Source organism: Nonomuraea typhae, assembly GCF_009760925.1.
Lineage (GTDB): Bacteria > Actinomycetota > Actinomycetes > Streptosporangiales > Streptosporangiaceae > Nonomuraea > Nonomuraea typhae.
Map to the genome: position 1 here is coordinate 23,022 of NZ_VRLV01000009.1, position 16,868 is coordinate 39,889.

Annotated in this window: 20 protein-coding genes; 4 read left to right on the forward strand and 16 right to left on the reverse strand. The window is 69.9% G+C overall.

Translation table 11 applies throughout. From position 1 onward, the window contains the following. Nucleotide 1 precedes the first annotated feature (1 nt). Genes FVE25_RS30950 through FVE25_RS30965 form a run of 4 tightly spaced genes read right to left on the reverse strand, consistent with a single transcriptional unit; the run spans nt 2 to nt 4,263 of the window. Nucleotides 2-1,648 (reverse strand): acetolactate synthase, encoded by a 1,647-nt coding sequence (locus tag FVE25_RS30950; protein WP_157250652.1) that lies wholly within the window; start codon nt 1,646-1,648, stop codon nt 2-4. Nucleotides 1,649-1,691: 43 nt separating this feature from the next. After that, a complete protein-coding gene (locus FVE25_RS30955) occupies nt 1,692-2,462 on the reverse strand; it encodes a DUF4097 family beta strand repeat-containing protein (RefSeq protein ID WP_157250653.1) in 771 nt (256 codons plus the stop codon). Continuing rightward, nucleotides 2,459-3,112 (reverse strand): response regulator transcription factor, encoded by a 654-nt coding sequence (locus FVE25_RS30960; RefSeq protein WP_157250654.1) that lies wholly within the window; start codon nt 3,110-3,112, stop codon nt 2,459-2,461. Before FVE25_RS30960 ends, FVE25_RS30955 begins: the two co-directional genes overlap by 4 nt. Further along, nucleotides 3,103-4,263 (reverse strand): sensor histidine kinase, encoded by a 1,161-nt coding sequence (locus FVE25_RS30965; protein WP_157250655.1) that lies wholly within the window; start codon nt 4,261-4,263, stop codon nt 3,103-3,105. The genes FVE25_RS30960 and FVE25_RS30965 overlap by 10 nt, the downstream gene beginning before the upstream one ends. Nucleotides 4,264-4,402: 139 nt before the next feature. On the opposite strand from FVE25_RS30965, the gene FVE25_RS30970 reads away from it, so the two are divergent. Next, entirely contained in the window at nt 4,403-4,990 is a 588-nt protein-coding gene (locus tag FVE25_RS30970) for a hypothetical protein (RefSeq protein WP_157250656.1), read from the forward strand. Here FVE25_RS30970 and bioD read toward each other — a convergent pair. Genes bioD through FVE25_RS30985 form a run of 3 tightly spaced genes read right to left on the reverse strand, consistent with a single transcriptional unit; the run spans nt 4,987 to nt 7,567 of the window. Continuing rightward, on the reverse strand, nt 4,987-5,706 hold the full coding sequence (bioD, locus tag FVE25_RS30975) for a dethiobiotin synthase (RefSeq protein WP_157250657.1): 720 nt from the start codon (nt 5,704-5,706) through the stop codon (nt 4,987-4,989). The two genes, FVE25_RS30970 and bioD, sit on opposite strands and share 4 nt — an antisense overlap. After that, nucleotides 5,703-6,422, reverse strand: a complete 720-nt coding sequence (locus tag FVE25_RS30980; protein ID WP_157250658.1) for a GntR family transcriptional regulator — start codon at nt 6,420-6,422, stop codon at nt 5,703-5,705. Before FVE25_RS30980 ends, bioD begins: the two co-directional genes overlap by 4 nt. Then, the gene (locus tag FVE25_RS30985; RefSeq protein ID WP_157250659.1) at nt 6,419-7,567 is read right to left on the reverse strand and encodes an 8-amino-7-oxononanoate synthase; all 1,149 of its coding nucleotides are present in this window, start codon (nt 7,565-7,567) and stop codon (nt 6,419-6,421) included. Before FVE25_RS30985 ends, FVE25_RS30980 begins: the two co-directional genes overlap by 4 nt. 153 nt (nt 7,568-7,720) lie before the next feature. Here FVE25_RS30985 and FVE25_RS30990 point away from each other — a divergent pair, with 153 nt between their 5' ends. Further along, nucleotides 7,721-9,202, forward strand: a complete 1,482-nt coding sequence (locus FVE25_RS30990) for a PAS domain-containing sensor histidine kinase (RefSeq protein ID WP_157250660.1) — start codon at nt 7,721-7,723, stop codon at nt 9,200-9,202. Between the two features lie 260 nt (nt 9,203-9,462). Here FVE25_RS30990 and FVE25_RS30995 read toward each other — a convergent pair whose 3' ends face one another. Then, the gene (locus FVE25_RS30995; protein ID WP_157250661.1) at nt 9,463-9,711 is read right to left on the reverse strand and encodes a WhiB family transcriptional regulator; all 249 of its coding nucleotides are present in this window, start codon (nt 9,709-9,711) and stop codon (nt 9,463-9,465) included. Between the two features lie 277 nt (nt 9,712-9,988). Further along, nucleotides 9,989-10,930, reverse strand: coding sequence for a diacylglycerol/lipid kinase family protein (locus FVE25_RS31000; RefSeq protein WP_157250662.1), 942 nt, complete (start codon nt 10,928-10,930; stop codon nt 9,989-9,991). A 100-nt stretch (nt 10,931-11,030) separates the two neighbouring features. Here FVE25_RS31000 and FVE25_RS31005 point away from each other — a divergent pair, with 100 nt between their 5' ends. After that, nucleotides 11,031-11,402: a hypothetical protein gene (locus tag FVE25_RS31005; RefSeq protein WP_157250663.1), complete on the forward strand. Its 372-nt coding sequence runs from the start codon at nt 11,031-11,033 to the stop codon at nt 11,400-11,402. On the opposite strand, the gene FVE25_RS31010 is transcribed toward FVE25_RS31005, so the two are convergent. The 3 genes from FVE25_RS31010 to sodN all read right to left on the reverse strand — a co-directional run bounded on the left by FVE25_RS31010 (nt 11,399) and on the right by sodN (nt 13,167). Further along, nucleotides 11,399-12,178 (reverse strand): RNA polymerase sigma factor SigF, encoded by a 780-nt coding sequence (locus tag FVE25_RS31010; RefSeq protein ID WP_181019767.1) that lies wholly within the window; start codon nt 12,176-12,178, stop codon nt 11,399-11,401. The genes FVE25_RS31005 and FVE25_RS31010 overlap by 4 nt on opposite strands. Nucleotides 12,179-12,195: 17 nt before the next feature. Continuing rightward, complete coding sequence (locus tag FVE25_RS31015) at nt 12,196-12,621, reverse strand: ATP-binding protein (RefSeq protein ID WP_157250665.1); 426 nt, start codon at nt 12,619-12,621, stop codon at nt 12,196-12,198. 144 nt (nt 12,622-12,765) lie between these two features. Further along, nucleotides 12,766-13,167: a superoxide dismutase, Ni gene (gene sodN, locus FVE25_RS31020; RefSeq protein ID WP_157250666.1), complete on the reverse strand. Its 402-nt coding sequence runs from the start codon at nt 13,165-13,167 to the stop codon at nt 12,766-12,768. A gap of 90 nt (nt 13,168-13,257) precedes the next feature. On the opposite strand from sodN, the gene FVE25_RS31025 reads away from it, so the two are divergent. Further along, entirely contained in the window at nt 13,258-13,575 is a 318-nt protein-coding gene (locus FVE25_RS31025) for a S24 family peptidase (RefSeq protein WP_157250667.1), read from the forward strand. Here FVE25_RS31025 and FVE25_RS31030 read toward each other — a convergent pair. From FVE25_RS31030 to FVE25_RS31045, 4 genes are read right to left on the reverse strand one after another with little or no spacing between them, the layout of a single operon-like run. Beyond that, nucleotides 13,524-14,339 carry an ABC transporter substrate-binding protein gene (locus tag FVE25_RS31030; RefSeq protein WP_157250668.1) on the reverse strand — a complete coding sequence of 272 codons (816 nt, stop codon included), beginning with the start codon at nt 14,337-14,339 and terminating at the stop codon, nt 13,524-13,526. The two genes, FVE25_RS31025 and FVE25_RS31030, sit on opposite strands and share 52 nt — an antisense overlap. After that, nucleotides 14,339-15,082 (reverse strand): amino acid ABC transporter ATP-binding protein, encoded by a 744-nt coding sequence (locus FVE25_RS31035; protein WP_157250669.1) that lies wholly within the window; start codon nt 15,080-15,082, stop codon nt 14,339-14,341. The genes FVE25_RS31030 and FVE25_RS31035 overlap by 1 nt, the downstream gene beginning before the upstream one ends. Next, the gene (locus FVE25_RS31040; protein ID WP_157250670.1) at nt 15,079-15,906 is read right to left on the reverse strand and encodes an amino acid ABC transporter permease; all 828 of its coding nucleotides are present in this window, start codon (nt 15,904-15,906) and stop codon (nt 15,079-15,081) included. Before FVE25_RS31040 ends, FVE25_RS31035 begins: the two co-directional genes overlap by 4 nt. A gap of 2 nt (nt 15,907-15,908) precedes the next feature. Continuing rightward, nucleotides 15,909-16,775: an ABC transporter substrate-binding protein gene (locus FVE25_RS31045; protein WP_157250671.1), complete on the reverse strand. Its 867-nt coding sequence runs from the start codon at nt 16,773-16,775 to the stop codon at nt 15,909-15,911. Nucleotides 16,776-16,868 lie beyond the last annotated feature (93 nt).

Below are 16,868 nucleotides of genomic sequence, written 5' to 3' on the forward strand. Positions count from 1 at the left end.
CTCACACTCCCGTCGTGTTGCGCGGGTAGGCGATCTGCGGGTCCGTCGCGATGTTCACCATGTACGGCACGCCCGCGGCGAAGGCCCTGCGCAGCGCCGGACCGATCTCCGACGGCCGGGTCACCAGCTCGCCGCCGCCGCCCAGCGCCGTCACGACCTGGTCGTAGCGGGTCTGCGGCTGCAGGTCGGCGGCCACGTCGTAGCCGTAGAGCATCTGCATGGGGTGCTTCTCCAGGCCCCAGATGCCGTTGTTGCCGCAGACCATGACCACGGGCAGGCCGTGCCGTACCAGGGAGTCGACGTCCATGAGCGAGAAGCCCGCGGCGCCGTCGCCCAGGAGCAGCACCACCTGGGAGGAGGGGCGGGCCAGGCGGGCGGCGATCGCGTAGCCGAGGCCGGTGCCCAGGCAGCCGTACGGGCCGGGGTCGAGCCAGTTGCCGGGCTGCTTCGGCTCGACGTACTTGCCGGCGTAGGAGACGAAGTCGCCGCCGTCGCCGATCACCACCGCGTCGTCGGCCAGGACCTTGCCCAGTTCGCCGTAGATGCGCATCGGGTGGATCGGGTCGGTGTCGGCGGACAGCAGCTCGGCGTCGGCGGCGATGGCCGCCCGGGACGCCTCGGCCAGGCGGGCGGTCCAGGGGGCGTACCGGCCGGGCTTCACGTTCGCCTCGCCGCAGGCCGTGTTCAGGCTCCAGAAGACCACCGACAGGTCGCCCGCGGCGGACGCGGCCGGCTGCATGTGCGTGGCCAGCTGCGAGGGCGCGTCGGCGATGTGCACCACGCGGGCCAGCGGTTTGTCGTTCTTGCCGCCGAACCAGCCGTAGCCGAGGCGGAAGTCCAGCGGCGTGCCGACCACGACGACCAGGTCCGCCTCGCCGAACGCCTGCCCGCGCGCCCGCGTCACCAGCAGCTCGTGACCGGCGGGCAGGATGCCGCGCCCCTGGCCGTTGAGGATCACCGGCAGCTTCCACGCCTCGGCGAAGTCGCGGGCCGCCTCCTCCGCCCGGTCCATCCACACGTCGGAGCCCAGCACCAGCACCGGCCGCTCCGCCTCGCCGATCAGCCGGGCGATGGTGGCCACGCCGTCGGGGTCCGGCTCCAGCGGCGAGGGCGTCTGGGTGTCGGCCGGATGCTCGGGCGAGGGCGCGAACAGGTGGTCCATGGCGAAGTCGATGAACACCGGCCCGCGGTGCGGCGCGATCGCCGTGCGGAAGGCCAGCTCGACGTCCTGGCCGATGGACTCGGGCCCGGTCGCCGTGAAGGCCAGCTTGGTGATCGGGGCCAGCAAGGGCGGATGGTCCAGTTCTTGCAGGGCGCCGCTGCCCCAGCGCGACTGCGGCGCCCGGCCGCCCATGACCACCAGCGGCGAGCCGTTGAAGTGCGCGGTGGCCACGCCGCTGACGCCGTTGGTGATGCCGGGGCCCGCCGTCAGCACCGCCAGCCCGGGCCGGCGGGTCAGCCGCGCCGTCGCCTCGGCGGCGAACACGGCGCTCTGCTCGTGGCGGACGTCGAGGATCCGCATGCCCTCGTGCACGGCGCCGTCGTACAGGGGGAAGACGTGACCTCCGGACAGGGTGAACATGGTCTCGATGCCATACGCCTTCGATACGGCGACGGCCGCGTCACCTGCATGCTTCACAGACTCCATGCCGGGAACCTACCTAATCGGTTACCCGGTAAACAGACTCTGCTTAACCGCAGCAGATGTCCACCTGACCATCCTGCGTGCGGGTGGTGATCTTGCGGGGGGAAGAAGGGTCGTGAACCACGTCAACGTCCGTTTTATCGCTTTGGACGGTGACGTCGTAGGCGCCGTTCTCCACGTAGACGCGGATGTTGCCGTGAGTACGGACGACCGCCGTCACGTTCATGGGCCGGCGCTGGTAGCTGAGCTCGATGGCGCCCTCACCGGTCTCCACGTCGGTGAACTCCCCGCGCAGGGCGTTGGCCGTGATGTCGCCCGATCCGCTCCTGACATGCAGCTTGCCGACGGTCTGAGTGACCACGACGTTGCCGGAGACCGAGGAGATCGCGAGGTCACCGTACAGGTCGCCGACGCGCAGCTCACCGGAGGCGACGGCGACGTCGAGCGTGGTCTCGGTGGGAACGAAGACGGTGTAGTCGGCCTCGCAGATCGTCTCGTGGTCGGCCGGTTCGGCGCCCGGGCACGTGGCCGACAGCGTCAGCTTGCCGCCGGTCCAGTCCTCGGAGACCTTGGGCCGCGTCCGCGACCAGCGCATGCGGAGGTTGAGCTGCACCTCGCCGGCGTTGCCCGGGACGATCGAGACGCCCACGTTGTCACGGGCCTCGACCGTGAGCTGCTTGCCGTTGAACGGGATGGTCCGGTTGGTCTGGACCGTGGGCGGGCGGGCGTGGGCGAAGATCTCCCAGACCACGGTGGAGCCTGCCATCAAGGCGATGACCGTGGTGAGAGCGCCCAGGGCCAGCCAGACCGACCTCATGCCTGGTTCCGGATCTTGAGGAAGTGCAGGACGGCCAGCACCCGGCGGTGGTCGCCTTCGGCGGGGGTCAGGTCGAGCTTGGTGAAGATGTTGCCGATGTGCTTGCCGACGGCCCCCTCGCTGAGCACCAGCTCCTGGCCGATGCCGGCGTTGGAGCGGCCTTCCGCCATCAGCTTCAGCACTTCCTGCTCGCGCGGGGTCAACCGTTCCAGGGGATCGTTGTAGCCGCGCAGCAGGAGCTGGGAGACGACCTCGGGATCCAGGACCGTGCCACCGGCCGCCACCCGGCGCAGCGCGTCGATGAAGTCGGTCACGTCCGCGATCCGGTCCTTCAGCAGATAGCCGACGCTGCCCGCGGCCGAGGACAGGAGCTGGGCGGCGTAGCGTTCCTCGACGTACTGCGAGAGCACCAGCACGGCCAGCTCCGGCTGCTGGCGGCGCAGCACCAGCGCGGCCCGCAGGCCCTCGTCGGTGTGCGTGGGCGGCATCCGGACGTCGGTCACCACGAGGTCGGGGCGGTGTTCCTCGGCGGCCCTCAGCAGCCCCTCGGCCTCGCCGGCGGTGGCGACCACCCGCATGCCGGAGGCTTCGAGCAGCCGGATGAGCCCCTCCCTCAGCAGGACGGAGTCCTCGGCCAGCACTACTCGCACGGTAGCTCCACATCGATCATCGTAGGCCCGCCGAGCGGACTTTCAAGGTTGAGCGTCCCATCGACGGAGCGGACGCGCTGGGCCAGGCCGCGCAGCCCGGTGCCGCCCTGCATGCTGGCGCCGCCCTTGCCGTCGTCCACCACGGTGAGCAGCAGGCGGCCGTCGCGCCGCCGTACCTTGATCTCAGCACTGCGCGCGTGGGCGTGCTTGGCGATGTTGGTCAGCGCTTCCGAGACCACGAAGAAGGCGACGGCCTCGACCGTGGGGGAGACCCGCTGGGAGATGTCCACCTTGAGCCGGACGGGGACCGGCGAGCGGGCGGCCACGCCGGACAGCGCGGCGTCCAGGCCCTGGTCGTTGAGGACGGCGGGGTGCAGGCCGCGCACGAAGTCGCGCAGCTCGCGCAGCGCCTGCTTGGCCTCCTCGTGCGCCTGCGCGATCGCCTCCTTGGCCGGCTCCGGCAGGTCGGTGAGCGTGGCGCGGGCCAGGCCGAGGTTCATGGCGAGCGAGACCAGCCGCTGCTGGGCCCCGTCGTGCAGGTCGCGCTCGATCCGGCGGCGTTCTGCGTCGGCGGCGTCGATCACCCCGGCCCGGCTTTCCGTGAGGGTCTCGATGCGCTCGCCGAGCTCGGCGAGGCTGGGGCCGATCAGTCCGCGCGCGATCGAGATCTCCAGCGCGGCCATGGCCCTGGCGGCGAACGGCGCCAGCATGAAGAACGCCAGCCCGGCCAGCGTAACGATCATCGACACGAGCGGTTCGCGCAGGTCGATGGGGAACACGCCGGGCGGCGGCTGCAGCACCGGGTGCAGGAACGCGGTCAGTCCCACCACGCCGCCGCCCCACAACCCGAAGACCAGCGTCACCGCGAACGCGCTGAGCACCGGCGCGAGAAGGTGAAAGCCGATCTGCCGCCACAACCGATGGTCGCGCCAGGTGGCGCTGCGCGGCACGGGAGGCAGCGTGAAGCCCGCGAAGGCCCGCAGCCGCGAGCGCTGCACCGCGGTGAGCCGGCGCACGTTACGGCGCAGCAGCGGCGGCAGCACGGCCATGGCCAGCGTCAGGCACGCCAGGACCGCGGCGACCGGCACGCCGGAGGCGACATGCGCCGTGTCCAGCCAGGTGCGGGCCGACCACGGGCGGGGGACCTTCATGACCTCAAACCTACGGACTGCTCACAGGTGCTCGACAGGGGCCTGCTGGGCGGAGTCAGGGTGGAGTTAACCCCACCCCCGCCACCGCGAACAACCTGGGCAGGCTCGGCATCTCATCTTGCGAGGGAGGCGATGCGGGATGAACGTGACGGCGATGGTTGTGGCGGCCCTGGCGGCGAGTGTGCTGCCCGAGGGGTTCCTGCAGATGGAGGAGGCGGCCAGGGGGCCGCACAAGAGCTACGAGCAGTGGGCGATCAGCGAGAAGCGCACCACCGGCCTGCTGCTCGACCCGTGCGAGCACCGGTACTGGTCGGGCCGGAAGGCCCTCGACCGGGGCCGGATCGCGGCGCGCACCATCGTCAAGACCGTCGAGGTGGAGATGCAGGGCGAGCAGGTCGCCCTCTACCGGGACGAAAAGGCCGCCCGGGCGGTCATGAAGCGCTTCCGCGCCGACCTCCGGCGCTGCGCCGACCGGGGCACGGGCCCCTCGCGGGTGACCTACGCCAGCCGTCCGCTCAAGGTCGGCGACGAGGGCATCAGGGCCGGCCAGGGCGGCTTCGAGAGCGCGGTGCGCTTCGTGGCCGTGCGCAAGGGGGCGGCCGTCATGATCTACATGGAGACCGGCGCCGCCGGTCGCCGCCTGCCGGTCAAGGACTTCCGCCCGCTGGTCGAGCGGGCCAGGACGATGGCCGCCCAGGTGTGCCGGCTCCCCGAGGCCCGCTGCTAGCCGGCACGCAGTTCGAACGTCTCCCGGAAGCGCGCCGGGTCGAACCCGCCGCCCAGCGTGGGACCCAGCCCGGCGTGCGCCAGATCGGCGAAGCCCGGGCGGGCGGCGGCGTTCTCCGGCAGCACTCCGGCCAGGGGGCGCGCGGCGAGCATCTCCAGGTCGGCGACGTTCATGCGCTCTGCCTGCCCAGGCTCGTCCGGCCACGACCCGATCACCAGCCCGGCCAGGTCCAGCCCGCGATGGGCGAGGGCCTCCAGCGTCAGCGCGGTGTGGTTGAGCGTGCCGAGCCCGGCCCTGGCGACCACCAGCACCTGCGCGGTCAGCAGCCTGGCCAGGTCGGCCAGCGTCGTGCCGTCCTCGTCGAAGCGCACCAGCAGCCCGCCGGCGCCCTCGACCAGCACGAGCTGATGGGAGCCCGCCAGCTCGCCGATCCGGGCCGCGGCTTCGGCCAGCGACACCGGGGGCCGCCCCGAGGCGCGGGCGGCGGCGGCCGGCGAGAGCGGGTCGGGGTAGCGGGCGAACTCGAAGGTGTTGGTGACCCCCGACAGCCGGATGACCTCGTCCAGGTCGCCGGCCTCGCCGGGCCGTACGCCGGTCTGCGCGGGCTTCACCACGGCCACGGCGGCCCCGCGCCGCCTGGCGAGGGCGGCGACCGCCGCGGTCACGACGGTCTTGCCCACTCCGGTGTCGGTCCCGGTCACCACCACGACGCTCATGGGCGGCGGAGCCTGGTGACGAACTTGTACCTGTCGCCCCGGTACAGCGACTGCGCCCACTCGACCGGGTTGCCGTCGGCGTCGAAGGCGTGCCGGGTGAGCAGCAGCATGGGCAGGCCGACGTCCACCCCGAGGGCCTTCGCGTCGTACGGCGTGGCCAGAACGGTTTCGATGATCTCCTCGGCGTCCGTCAGGCGCACGTTGTAGGCGTTGTGCAGGGTCTCGTACAACGACGAGTGCACCTCCAGCTCACGCCGCAGCCTGGGGAAGCGGCGGGCCGACAGGTGCGTGGTGTCGATGGAGACCGGCTCGCCGTTGGCCAGGCGCAGGCGGTGGATGCGCAGCACCCGGCCGCCCGGGTTGATGGCCAGGCGGCGGGCGAGGGGCTCGTCGGCGGTGATGTAGCCGATCTCGAGGATCTTCGTGTCCGGTTCGAGACCGGCGGTGCGCAGGTCGCCGATGTAGGAGGTCAGCTGCAGCACCTGCGCCACCTTCGGCTGGGCCACGAACGTGCCCTTGCCCTGGATGCGCAGCAGCCTGCCTTCCACCACCAGCTCGGTGAGGGCCTGCCGTACCGTCGTGCGGGAGGTCTCGAAGCGTACGGCCAGCGTCCGCTCGGGCGGCAGCGCGTGGCCCGCCGGCAGGCTCTTGGTCAGCTCCAGCAGGCTCCGTTTGACGTCGTAGTACTTGGGTACGCGAGGGGAGTCCTCAGTCACGCTCTCACCTTCACTTCTGCCACGGCGGTGAGGGCGTGTCTGATCACCGCGAGATCATCGGAACTCAGATTGGCCCGAGCGGTCAACCGCAGGCAAGAGCGTCCTTCCGGGACCGACGGCGGACGGAAGCAGCCGACGCGAACCCCGTGCTCCGCACAGGTGGCGGCAGCCGCCAGCGCGACCTCGGGAGCTCCGAGCACGACCGGCACCACCGCTCCCGCCGGCTCACGGGTTTCCAGGCCGAGCTCGCGGACCACGGCGGCCAGTTCGCTCGCCCGGGCGCGCGTGCGTACTGGCAGCTCAGGCTGACTGTGAAGGATATCCACCGCGGCGAGTGACGCGCCCACGCAGGCGGGAGCCAGGCCGGTGTCGAAGATGAACGACCGGCCCGTGTCGATCAGCGTCTCGATCACTTCCGGGGCTCCAAGCACTGCTCCGCCTTGGGATCCGAGTGATTTGGACAATGTGACGGTTCTCACAATGTGAGATTCCCGAAAAAGCCCGATTGAGTGCACCGCGCCGCGGCCATGTTCGCCCACGACCCCCAGCGCATGGGCCTCATCGACGACCAGCAGCGCCTCGTACCTGCGGGCCAGCTCCGCCAGCGCCGCGACGTCGGCAAGATCCCCGTCGACGGAGAAGACGGCGTCGGTGACGAGCAGCGCCCGCTCCTCGGTACGGCCGGCCAACGCCTTCTCCATCGCCTCCAGGTCCCCGCGCGGCGCCACCACCACCCGCCCCCGTGCCAGCCTGCAGGCGTCCACGATGGACGCGTGGTTGCCCGCGTCGGACACCACCAGCCCGCCCCTGCCCAGGGCCGCGACCGCCCCCAGATTGGCCAGATACCCGGACGAGAACACCAGCGCCCCCTCGGCCCCGCACAGCTCCGCCAGCGCGCTCTCCAGCGCCTCGTGCAGCCGCGTGGACCCGGTGACCAGCCGCGACCCGGTGGACCCCGTCCCCCACTCCCGGGCCGCCGCGACGGCCGCCTCGACCAGCCGGGGATCTCTGGCCAGGCCCAGATAGTCGTTGGAGGCCAGGTCGAGCAGGCCGTCGTCGTCGGGGGTACGGGGGCGCAAGGTACGCCTCAGCCCCGCGGCCGCACGTTCTCCGGCGGCCCTGCGCAGTCCTGCCAGCGGATCCATGTGCGCATTTAACCAGTCACCCCCCGGAAAGCCAGGCACTGGATCCCCACACAACTACCCGGTTGACCCTGAGGGCGTGGGCCGGCGCCCGGTCGGCCCGCGGAACCACGCGCCGGTTTGGTTGTTGCGGTGGAAACCACGCATGATGCACTCGTGCCGACTCTCAGCGACCTCGTCGTCCGCCATACCGCCCTTGACGAGGCAGATCTCGACTGGCTGCACTCGCTGGTCTCCGACTGGCAGCTGCTGGCCGACCTCTCGTTCGCCGATCTCATCCTGTGGACGCCCCTGCTGGAAGGGCGGGGCTGGATCGCGATCGCCCAGATGCGCCCCACCACCGGCCCCACCGTCTACCACGACGACATCGTCGGCACCGTCGTCGGCCGCGGCGAGCGCCACCTGATCGACACCGCCTGGAACGAGCGCCGCATCTGCCGGGAAGGGGACCCGGACTGGTCCACGGGCGTCCCGGTGCGCGAGGAGACGATCCCCGTGCGCAGGCCCCTGCCGGACGGGACGGGCCGGTTCATCGGCGTCATCCAGCGTTCCACGAACCTGTCGTCGGCCCGCACCCCGTCGCGCCTGGAGCTCACCTACCTGCAGAGCGCCTCCGACCTGGCGCAGATGGTGGCGGAGGGGCGCTTTCCGTTCTCGGGGGAGGAGCCGATCCTGGTGCGTTCGCCGCGCGTGGGCGACGGGCTGCTGCGCCTGGACCGGGCCGGCCGCGTCACCTATGCCTCGCCGAACGCGCTGTCGGCCTACCGCCGGCTCGGCCTGCACGCCGACCTCGTGGGCGCCGAGCTGGGCCGGGTGACGGCGCAGCTGTGCTACTCCGACGAGCCCATCAACGAAGACCTCATGATCGTGGCCAGCGGGCGCGCGGCCAAGGAGACCGAGGTGGAGTCGGGCGGCACGATCGTGCAACTGCGGGCGATCCCGCTCATCGTGGGCGGCGGCCGCATCGGCGCGCTGGTCCTCATCCGCGACGTCACCGAGCTGCGCCGCCGCGAGCGCGAGCTGATGACCAAGGACGCGACGATCAGGGAGATCCACCACCGGGTCAAGAACAACCTGCAGACCGTCGCCGCCCTCCTCCGCCTGCAGGCCCGGCGCCTGCGGGTGCCCGAAGGCCGTGAGGCGCTGGAGGAGGCGGTGCGCCGCGTGGGCTCGATCGCCATCGTGCACGAGACGCTCTCGCACGCGCCCGAGGAGTTCGTGGACTTCGACGACATCGCCGACCGGGTGATCGCGATGGCGGGTGAGGTGTCGGCGCCGGAGGCGGCGGTCACCCCGCGCCGCGTGGGGGCGTTCGGGGTCCTGCCGTCGCTGATCGCGACGCCGCTGGCCATGGCGCTGACCGAGCTCCTGCAGAACGCCCTGCAACACGGCCGTCCCAAGCGCCTGCAGGTGGTGGTGGAGGCCGCGCAGGACCGGCTGAACGTCCTGGTCTGGGATGACGGCCGCGGGCTGCCCGGGGACTTCGACGTGGAGAACACCACCAGCCTGGGGCTGCAGATCGTCAGGACGCTGGTGGTGGGGGAGCTGTCGGGCAAACTGTCCATCGACCCGCGCGAGGGCGGCGGCACGGAGGTGTCGCTGTCGATCCCGCTCCCGGCCGGCGGGGAAAGACCCTGAAGACTCGGTGGAGGGGAAAGATCCGGAAAACTCGGTGGTGGAGGGGAAGATCCGGAAAACTCGGCGGAGGGGAAGGGCCCGGAAAACAAGGTTGCCGCCACGGCGCGCTCTTGGCCGCCCAAGGGGTCGGACCACTTGGGCGGCCAAGGATGCGCCGTGACGGCGAGTACCACGTCCGACGTGAGAAGCGATCCCCACGATCGGCGCCCGCACATGGCGGCGGGTGGCGTCAGGCCGGCTACGCCGTAATGCAGGAGACGTCAGGCAGTTGCGCGGGCGCGGGCGCGGCGGCGCTTGAGGGCGCGGCGCTCGTCTTCGCTGAGTCCGCCCCAGACGCCGGCGTCCTGGCCGGATTCCAGCGCCCACTGCAGGCACCTCTCGACGGCCGAGCAGGAACGACAGACCTGCTTGGCCTCCTCGATCTGCATGAGAGCGGGGCCGGTGTTGCCGATCGGGAAGAACAGCTCGGGGTCCACGTCACGGCAGGCAGCTCGGTGGCGCCAGTCCATGCGTCACTCCTTAGTGGATGGAGCCGTAGGTTGACTCCGTGCGGCTACTACGTTTGTGAAGAGTTTCACTAACTCGCGCGAACATAACCCGAATCCTGTGGACCCGGGGGTTTGCCCGCACGAACGACGGCGGACCTCTACGGGGTTGGTTAAAGGTCCTACGTTCCGACGTCATTCATGAGCTTTTCAGCCACGCAGAGTACACGCAAGGGGGTTGGTGGGAAGTTTTGGCGGAGATGGATGTCGGATGCGTCACACAATGACCGAATGTAACCATCTAGACCAGAACTTGTAACGCGTTCGGTGTAGCCCGGAATGTGATGGATTCGCGCTCGCCCAGATAGTCCCCGTCGAGCTGAAAGGCCACGGGTCGCTCGGCCGTCAGCGTGAACTCGGCCTCGTCGTGCAGCTGGACCAGGTGCCGGCCGGTCGGAAGGGTGTCACGCTCCGTGAGGATCTGTCGGATGACCGGCAGCAGGGTCGGCAGCCCGAGGCGCTGGAGGCCGAGCATGTCCAGGCCGGTCTCGAAGCTGGCCCACGGGGTCGGGATGATCGGGCGGGCGCCCATGTAGGTCCAGGGCGAGGTGTTGGTGATGATCGCCAGGAAGATGCCCTCGGTGGTCGGCAGGCCGGGGCCGCTGAGCGTGATCGCCGGGGTGCGCTTGTCCGTGGCGATGTAGTGGCGCAGCGCGGTGTTCACGTAGCGGGCCGGAGTGGCCTTCCTGCCGGTGCCGCGCATGCCCTCGACGGCCCTGATCACCTCGGCGTCGTATCCCATGCCCGAGGTGAAGGTGAAATATCGGCTCTCGTCCTCCCAGAGGGCCTGCCCCAGGCCCACGCTCCGCCGGCGGCCCTCACGCAGCGCCTCCAGCACCGCGCCCGTGGCCTCGACCGGGTCGTTGGGCAGGCCGAGAGCCCGGGCGAAGACGTTCGCGCTGCCTCCGGGGATCACGATGAGCGCCGGGCGCTCCTCGGCGGTGGCGGCGCCCGTGCTGAGCAGGCCGTTGACCGCCTCGTTCACCGTGCCGTCGCCGCCGAGCACGGCGACCGCGTCGAACCCGCCGGCCGACGCCTTCGCCGCCAGCGCGGCCGCGTGCCCGCGATAGCCGGTCTCCTCGACGGTCAGCTCGATCGCGGCGCCCAGGGCACGGATCAGGACGTCCCTGGTCCGTGGGTTCGTGGTGGTCGCCTTGGGGTTGACCAGCAACATCGCGCGCATACAGCCAGCGTAATAGCTGAGCGCTTTGTCCGACTTGGTGCGTTGGTTGCGCGCCGGGGCAGGGCGTCGCGGCGGTAGGGTGTGCCGCGTGAAGCGTCCCATGACATTGCTGGTGGCCGCGGTGATCGTCGCGCTGGAAGGGCTGATCGCGCTCGGTCTCGGGATCTACGTCGGCGTCGAGGCCGCGGTGGGCAGGCCCGAGTCGATGACCAGCGCCGTCGCCGAAGCCGGATTCGGGCTGCTCGTCGGGGCGGGGCTGCTCTGGGTCGCCTGGGGCGGGCTGTTCAAGCTGGAGCGCTGGGGGCGCTCGCCGAGCGTGCTGGCCCAGATCTTCGTGATCCCGGTCGCGATCACCCTCATCAACGCCGATCGGCCGGCCCTCGGGATTCCGCTGCTCGCGGTCGCGCTGGCCGGCCTCGGCGTGCTGCTGGCGCCTCCCACCACCAAGGCGCTCTACGGTGAAGAGCGTTAGTCTTCCGCGGTCAGGCCCTCGCGCAGCTGAGCGAGCGTGCGGGCCAGCAACCGGGAGACGTGCATCTGCGAGATGCCGAGTTCGGTGGCGATCTGCGACTGCGTCATGTTGCCGAAGAAGCGCAGCAGCAGGATGCGCTTCTCGCGGGGCGGGAGCCGTTCGAGCAGCGGCTTGAGCGACTCGCGGTACTCCACGCCCTCCAGCGACTCATCCACGATGCCCAGCGAGTCGGAGACGGCCGGCGCGTCGTCGTCGCCCGAGTCGGGCGCGTCGAGCGAGACCGTCGAGTAGGCGTTGGCCGACTCCAGGCCCTCCAGGACCTCTTCCTCGGTCATCTTCAGGTAGGCGGCCAGCTCGGCCACCGTGGGCGCGCGGCCCTCGCGCTGCGACAGCTCGCTGATCGCCTTGGTCAGCGACAGCTTCAGCTCCTGCAGGCGGCGCGGCACGCGGACCGCCCAGCCCTTGTCGCGGAAGTGCCGCTTGATCTCCCCGACGATCGTCGGGGTGGCGTAGGTGGAGAACTCCACCCCGCGGGCCAGATCGAAGCGGTCGATGGACTTGATCAGGCCGATGGTGGCGACCTGGGTGAGGTCGTCGAGCCACTCTCCGCGGTTGCGGAAGCGGCGGGCGAGGTATTCGACCAGGGGAAGGTGAAGCTCGACCAGCTCGTCCCGGATGCGCTGGCGGCGCGGCTCTTCGGGTCCCAGCTCGGCCAGTTCGGCGAAGAGCATGCGGGCGCGCACCCTGTCGGGGACGGCGTGTTCGCTGGTGGCCATGGCTCCAGTCCTTTCCGTCACGCCGGCCTCGCCGCGCCTCGGCGCTTTCGCAAGACGATCGCCATGCGGTCGGGGGAGTCGGTCACGGCGTCGACGTCGTCGGCCAGGGCGGTCAGCACCATCCAGGCGAAGTCATCGCGTTTGGGCGCGGAACTGCCCACGGTCGCGACCTCCACGCTGACCTGCATGACCTGTCCCGTCAGCTCGAACTCGGCCGTCAGGTCGGTGCCCGGCACCGCCTCGCTCAGCAGCATGGCGCACGCTTCGTCGACGGCGATCCGCAGATCTTCGATCTCATCGAGCGTGAAGTCAAGCCGCGCGGCCAGCCCGGCGGTTGCCGTACGAAGCACGGACAGGTAGGCGCTCGCCGCGGGGAGCCTGATGCTCACCACGTCGCGGATGCCTGCCACGCCTTCCGCCCGCGTCTCGGTTTCCTCGGTCACGATCCTCCCTCGGGTCTGCGACCCCGTACGGTTTCGACGCTGACTGCAACTTACCGCCCCGGAGAGGTGCTTGGCGGATTCAGACTCGCCAACGAACGAAAAGGCTCTGTGTGGCTGGTACCACACAGAGCCTTATGTGCCGATTTATGCGGCCTTAGTCTCCCAGAAGATCTTGGAGATGTCGTCGATCTTGCCGAGGAGTTCGTCCGCCTTCGCCACGTCCACGGTGCCCTTGCCGCCCGCTGCGCCGGCGAGCTTGGTGGCCTCCCAGAAGAGCTGGTGAAGCTGCGGGTACTGCTCCAGGTGCGGAGGCTTGAAGTAGTCCGTCCACAGCACCCAGAGGTGGTGCTTGACGAGCTCGGCCCGCTCTTCCTTGATGGAGAGGGCGCGGGAGCGGAAGACGGGGTCCTCGTTGCCCGCGTACTTCTCCATGATCGCCTTGACCGACTCCGCCTCGATCCGGGCCTGCGCGGGGTCGTAGACGCCGCAGGGCAGGTCACAGTGAGCGGAAGCGACGTGCTTAGGTCGTAGCAGTCGTGCGAGCATCAGAAAGTCCTTCCTTGATGCTGAGTCAGCTTGGTCCATTACCGACCTTACTCGGCTCCCGAACGCCCGAGGATGAGGGGGTCACAGCCCATGAGAGTGCGTGTCGAAGGCGACTCCATGCGGCCCGCGCTGCGTCCGGGCGACTGGCTGCTGGTACGGCGGGGCGCCACGGTCCACCCCGGCGACCTGGTCGTCGCCCGCCTGCCCGGTGACCCTTCGACGCTCATCGTGAAACGGGCCCAGTGGCACGGCGAGGACGGCTGGTGGCTGGAAAGCGACAACCAGCGCGCCTCGGGCCGCCGTGACAGCTGGGACTTCGGCCCGGTCCACGACATCGTCGGCCGGGTGATGCTGCGCTATTGGCCGCTGCTCAGGTTGCCCAGCCACCTGTCGCGCAGCCGCTCGTAGGTCCCGTCCTTCCTGGCACGTTCCAGGACCGCGTCAACCGTCTTGAGCAGCACGCCGTTCCCCTTGCGTACGGCGATGCCGTACTGCTCGCCGGTCTCCAGGCTCTCCAGCAGCTTCAGCTCCTTGCCCAGCTTGAGCTTGGTCAGCCAGAGGGCGATGACGGGACGGTCCTGGATCAGCGCCTCCACGTGCCCCGCCTGCAGGCCGATGAGCTGCTGGAGCGAGTCGTCGTACTCCACGGCCTCCAGTCCCTGCTTCCTGGCGTACTCGGCGCCCGTGGTGCCCCGTTGGACGCCGACCTTGCCCTTGGCGTCCTTGAGCTTCTTGAGCCTGCTGTCCCGGCGCACCAGCACGGCCTGGGATGCCTCGAAGTAGGGCGTGGAGAAGTCGAGGCGCTTCCTGCGCTCGTCGGTGATCGTGATGCCGGCGGCGGCCAGGTCACAGGTGCCGTCGGTCAGCGCGTCGCCGTCCTGGATGGCGTCGAACTCCACGTTGACCACCTTGAGCTGCTGCTTCAGCTCCGCGGCCACGAGCGCGACCAGGTCCACGTCGAAGCCGACGATGGTGCCGTTCCGCTCGAACTCGAAGGGCTCGTAGGGGACGTTCGTGCACATGGTGAGGGTCCCGGGAGGGGTGCCGGGCCGTACCCGCTCCGTGCCGCACGCGGCGAGCGCCAGCAGCGCGAGCCCGGCCGAGACCGCCGCGCGGCACCTCGCGCGGGCCGGGGAGCCCGCACGAGGTGTCCGCTTGCTCGGCGTGCCCATCAGCCCTCGGGGTGCAGGACGCGCCTGAGGAACGTCCTGGTCCGCTCGTGCTGCGGGGCGCCGATCACCTGGGAGGGGGTGCCCTCCTCGACGATCACGCCGCCGTCCATGAAGACGACCCGGTCGGCCACCTCGCGGGCGAAGCCCATCTCGTGGGTGACGACCATCATCGTCATGCCCTCCTCGGCCAGCTTGCGCATGACCGTGAGGACGTCGCCGACCAGCTCGGGGTCCAGGGCGCTGGTGGGCTCGTCGAACAGCATCAGGTCGGGGTTCATCGCCAGTGCCCTGGCGATGGCCACGCGCTGCTGCTGGCCGCCGGAGAGCTCCGAGGGGTAGGCGGGGCACTTGGCGCCGACGCCCACTTTGTCAAGGTTCTCTCTGGCGATGATCTCGGCTTCCTTCTTGCTCCGCTTGAGCACCCGCTGCTGGGAGATCATCACGTTCTGCAGCGCCGTGAGGTGCGGGAAGAGGTTGAACTGCTGGAAGACCATGCCGACGTGGCGCCTGATGCGGTCGATGTCGGCGTCGGGGTGGGTCAGCTCGGTCCCGTCGACGAAGACCTTCCCCCTGGTCGGGGCCTCCAGCATGTTCACGCAGCGCAGCAGCGTGGACTTCCCGGAGCCCGAGGGGCCGATGACGCAGACGACCTGACCGGGCTCGATGGTGAAGTCGATGCCCTTGAGCACGTGGTTGTCGCCGAAGCTCTTGTGCAGGTCCCTGACCTCTACAGCGTGGGTCACCGTTTCCTCCCCTGCCGTGCCTCGAGGCGGCGCACGACGATGCCGAGCGGGATCGTGATCAGCAGGTAGGTCGCCCCCGCCACGATCAGGGGTGTGCTGTTCGCGTTGTCGATCGTCGCGTCGGAGCCGAACTTGGTCAGCTCGGTGGTCGCCGCCGTGACGCCCAGGGTGAAGACCAGCGAGGAGTCCTTGAACAGCAGGATCAGCTCGTTGGTCAGCGGCGGGATCACGATCCTGATCGCCTGCGGCAGGATGATGGAGATCATGGCCCGCCCGGGCCGCATGCCCAGCGACCTGGCGGCCTCCATCTGTCCCTTGGGCACCGCCTGGATGCCCGCCCGGAACGACTCCGCCATGTAGGCGGCGGCGACCAGGCCCAGCGCGAGGGCGACGGTGCCGTAGATGTCGCCCGGCAGCTTGAAGCCGGGGAAGGCGATCGGCAGGCCGAAGCCCAGGAGCAGGAAGATGATCAGCGCGGGCAGGCCGCGGAAGATCTCGATGTAGACCAGCGCCACGGCCCGGTAGACCCCGACCGACGACAGGCGCATGAGCGCCAGCACGAGGCCGAGGAAGAACCCGAGGACGTAACCCGAGATCGTGAAGATGACGGTGTTCTTCAGCGCGATCGTGAACAGCTCGGGGAACATGCCCCGGGCGACCTCGCCGTTGAGGAAGTTCTGCGCGATGCGCGGCCAGTCGGCCAGCAGAACGATCGCCACCAGGATGACGACGAAGACGGCGTACTGGATGCCCAGGCTCACTCGCCGCCGCTGCCTGGGGCTGAGCCCGCTGCGCGCGGGCTCAGCCGTGGTCGGCTTCGCCATGATCAGGAGGTGGGAGAAGGAGTGCTGACGGGGGCGGCGCCCATCCACTTCTCATAGGACTTGGTCCAGGCGCCGTCCTTGAGGGCGGTGCCCAGGGCGTCGTTGACCGCCGTGAGCAGCGCCGTGTTGCCCTTCTTGACCGCGAAGCCGTACTGCGCCTTGGTCGGGACCTGGCCGACGAGCTCGAAGGAGTCGCTGAAGCCGGGCTTCTTCGTCCACTCGACGACGACCGGCAGGTCCTGCAGGACGACGTCCACCTGGCCCGACTGCAGGGCGAGCAGCTGCTTGCCGGAGTCCTTGAACTCCTTGGCCTCGATGCCCGCGCCCTTGGCCATCTCGAGGCTGGTGGTGCCCGCCTGCACGCCGAGCGAGAGGCCCTTGGCCTTCACCTGGTCCAGGGAGGTGACGCCGGAACCCTTCTTCGTGACCAGGCCGAGGACCTCGTCGAAGTACGGGGCGGAGAAGTCGAGGTTCTTCTTCCGCTCGTCGGTGATGGTCATGCCGGCGGCGGCGACGTCGCACTTGCCGGCGTTCAGGGCGGCGCCGCCCTTGATGGAGTCGAAGTCGATGTCCAGGATCTCCTGGGTGACGCCGAGTTTCTTGGCCACCAAGTCGATCATGTCCACGTCGAAGCCGACGACCTTGCCGCTGGAGTCCTTCGATTGGAAGGGCGGGTACGGCAGGTTGGTACAGGTGATCAACTTCCCGGGCTGAACCAGCTGGACGCCGCCGGCCGCGGCGCTGCCGGAGGGCTTGGCGGTGTCCGTGCCCGACGGCGACTGGCTGCCGCAGGCGGACAACGCCAGGGCGGCGGTGATAGCGACCGCGCCGACGGCGTAGCCGCGGCGACGAGAGGACCAGAGGGCCATGGACGGCCTCCTCATGAGATTTGCCACGAAAGTTGGGTTTTGTGAAGTTTAAATGCGGTTAGTAGCGGTTTGAGCGGTCAGATTTAACGATGC

Coding starts and splice junctions, on each gene's coding strand:
- FVE25_RS31010 (WP_181019767.1), bottom strand. CDS start 12,178: ATGGCCACCAGCGAACACGCCGTCCCCGACAGGGTGCGCGCCCGCATG.
- FVE25_RS31030 (WP_157250668.1), bottom strand. CDS start 14,339: ATGGGCACGCCGAGCAAGCGGACACCTCGTGCGGGCTCCCCGGCCCGC.
- FVE25_RS30965 (WP_157250655.1), bottom strand. CDS start 4,263: ATGAAGGTCCCCCGCCCGTGGTCGGCCCGCACCTGGCTGGACACGGCG.
- FVE25_RS31040 (WP_157250670.1), bottom strand. CDS start 15,906: ATGGCGAAGCCGACCACGGCTGAGCCCGCGCGCAGCGGGCTCAGCCCC.
- FVE25_RS30955 (WP_157250653.1), bottom strand. CDS start 2,462: ATGAGGTCGGTCTGGCTGGCCCTGGGCGCTCTCACCACGGTCATCGCC.
- FVE25_RS30995 (WP_157250661.1), bottom strand. CDS start 9,711: ATGGACTGGCGCCACCGAGCTGCCTGCCGTGACGTGGACCCCGAGCTG.
- FVE25_RS31025 (WP_157250667.1), top strand. CDS start 13,258: ATGAGAGTGCGTGTCGAAGGCGACTCCATGCGGCCCGCGCTGCGTCCG.
- FVE25_RS30950 (WP_157250652.1), bottom strand. CDS start 1,648: ATGGAGTCTGTGAAGCATGCAGGTGACGCGGCCGTCGCCGTATCGAAG.
- sodN (WP_157250666.1), bottom strand. CDS start 13,167: ATGCTCGCACGACTGCTACGACCTAAGCACGTCGCTTCCGCTCACTGT.
- FVE25_RS30970 (WP_157250656.1), top strand. CDS start 4,403: ATGAACGTGACGGCGATGGTTGTGGCGGCCCTGGCGGCGAGTGTGCTG.
- FVE25_RS30985 (WP_157250659.1), bottom strand. CDS start 7,567: ATGGATCCGCTGGCAGGACTGCGCAGGGCCGCCGGAGAACGTGCGGCC.
- FVE25_RS31000 (WP_157250662.1), bottom strand. CDS start 10,930: ATGCGCGCGATGTTGCTGGTCAACCCCAAGGCGACCACCACGAACCCA.
- FVE25_RS31045 (WP_157250671.1), bottom strand. CDS start 16,775: ATGGCCCTCTGGTCCTCTCGTCGCCGCGGCTACGCCGTCGGCGCGGTC.
- bioD (WP_157250657.1), bottom strand. CDS start 5,706: ATGAGCGTCGTGGTGGTGACCGGGACCGACACCGGAGTGGGCAAGACC.
- FVE25_RS31005 (WP_157250663.1), top strand. CDS start 11,031: ATGACATTGCTGGTGGCCGCGGTGATCGTCGCGCTGGAAGGGCTGATC.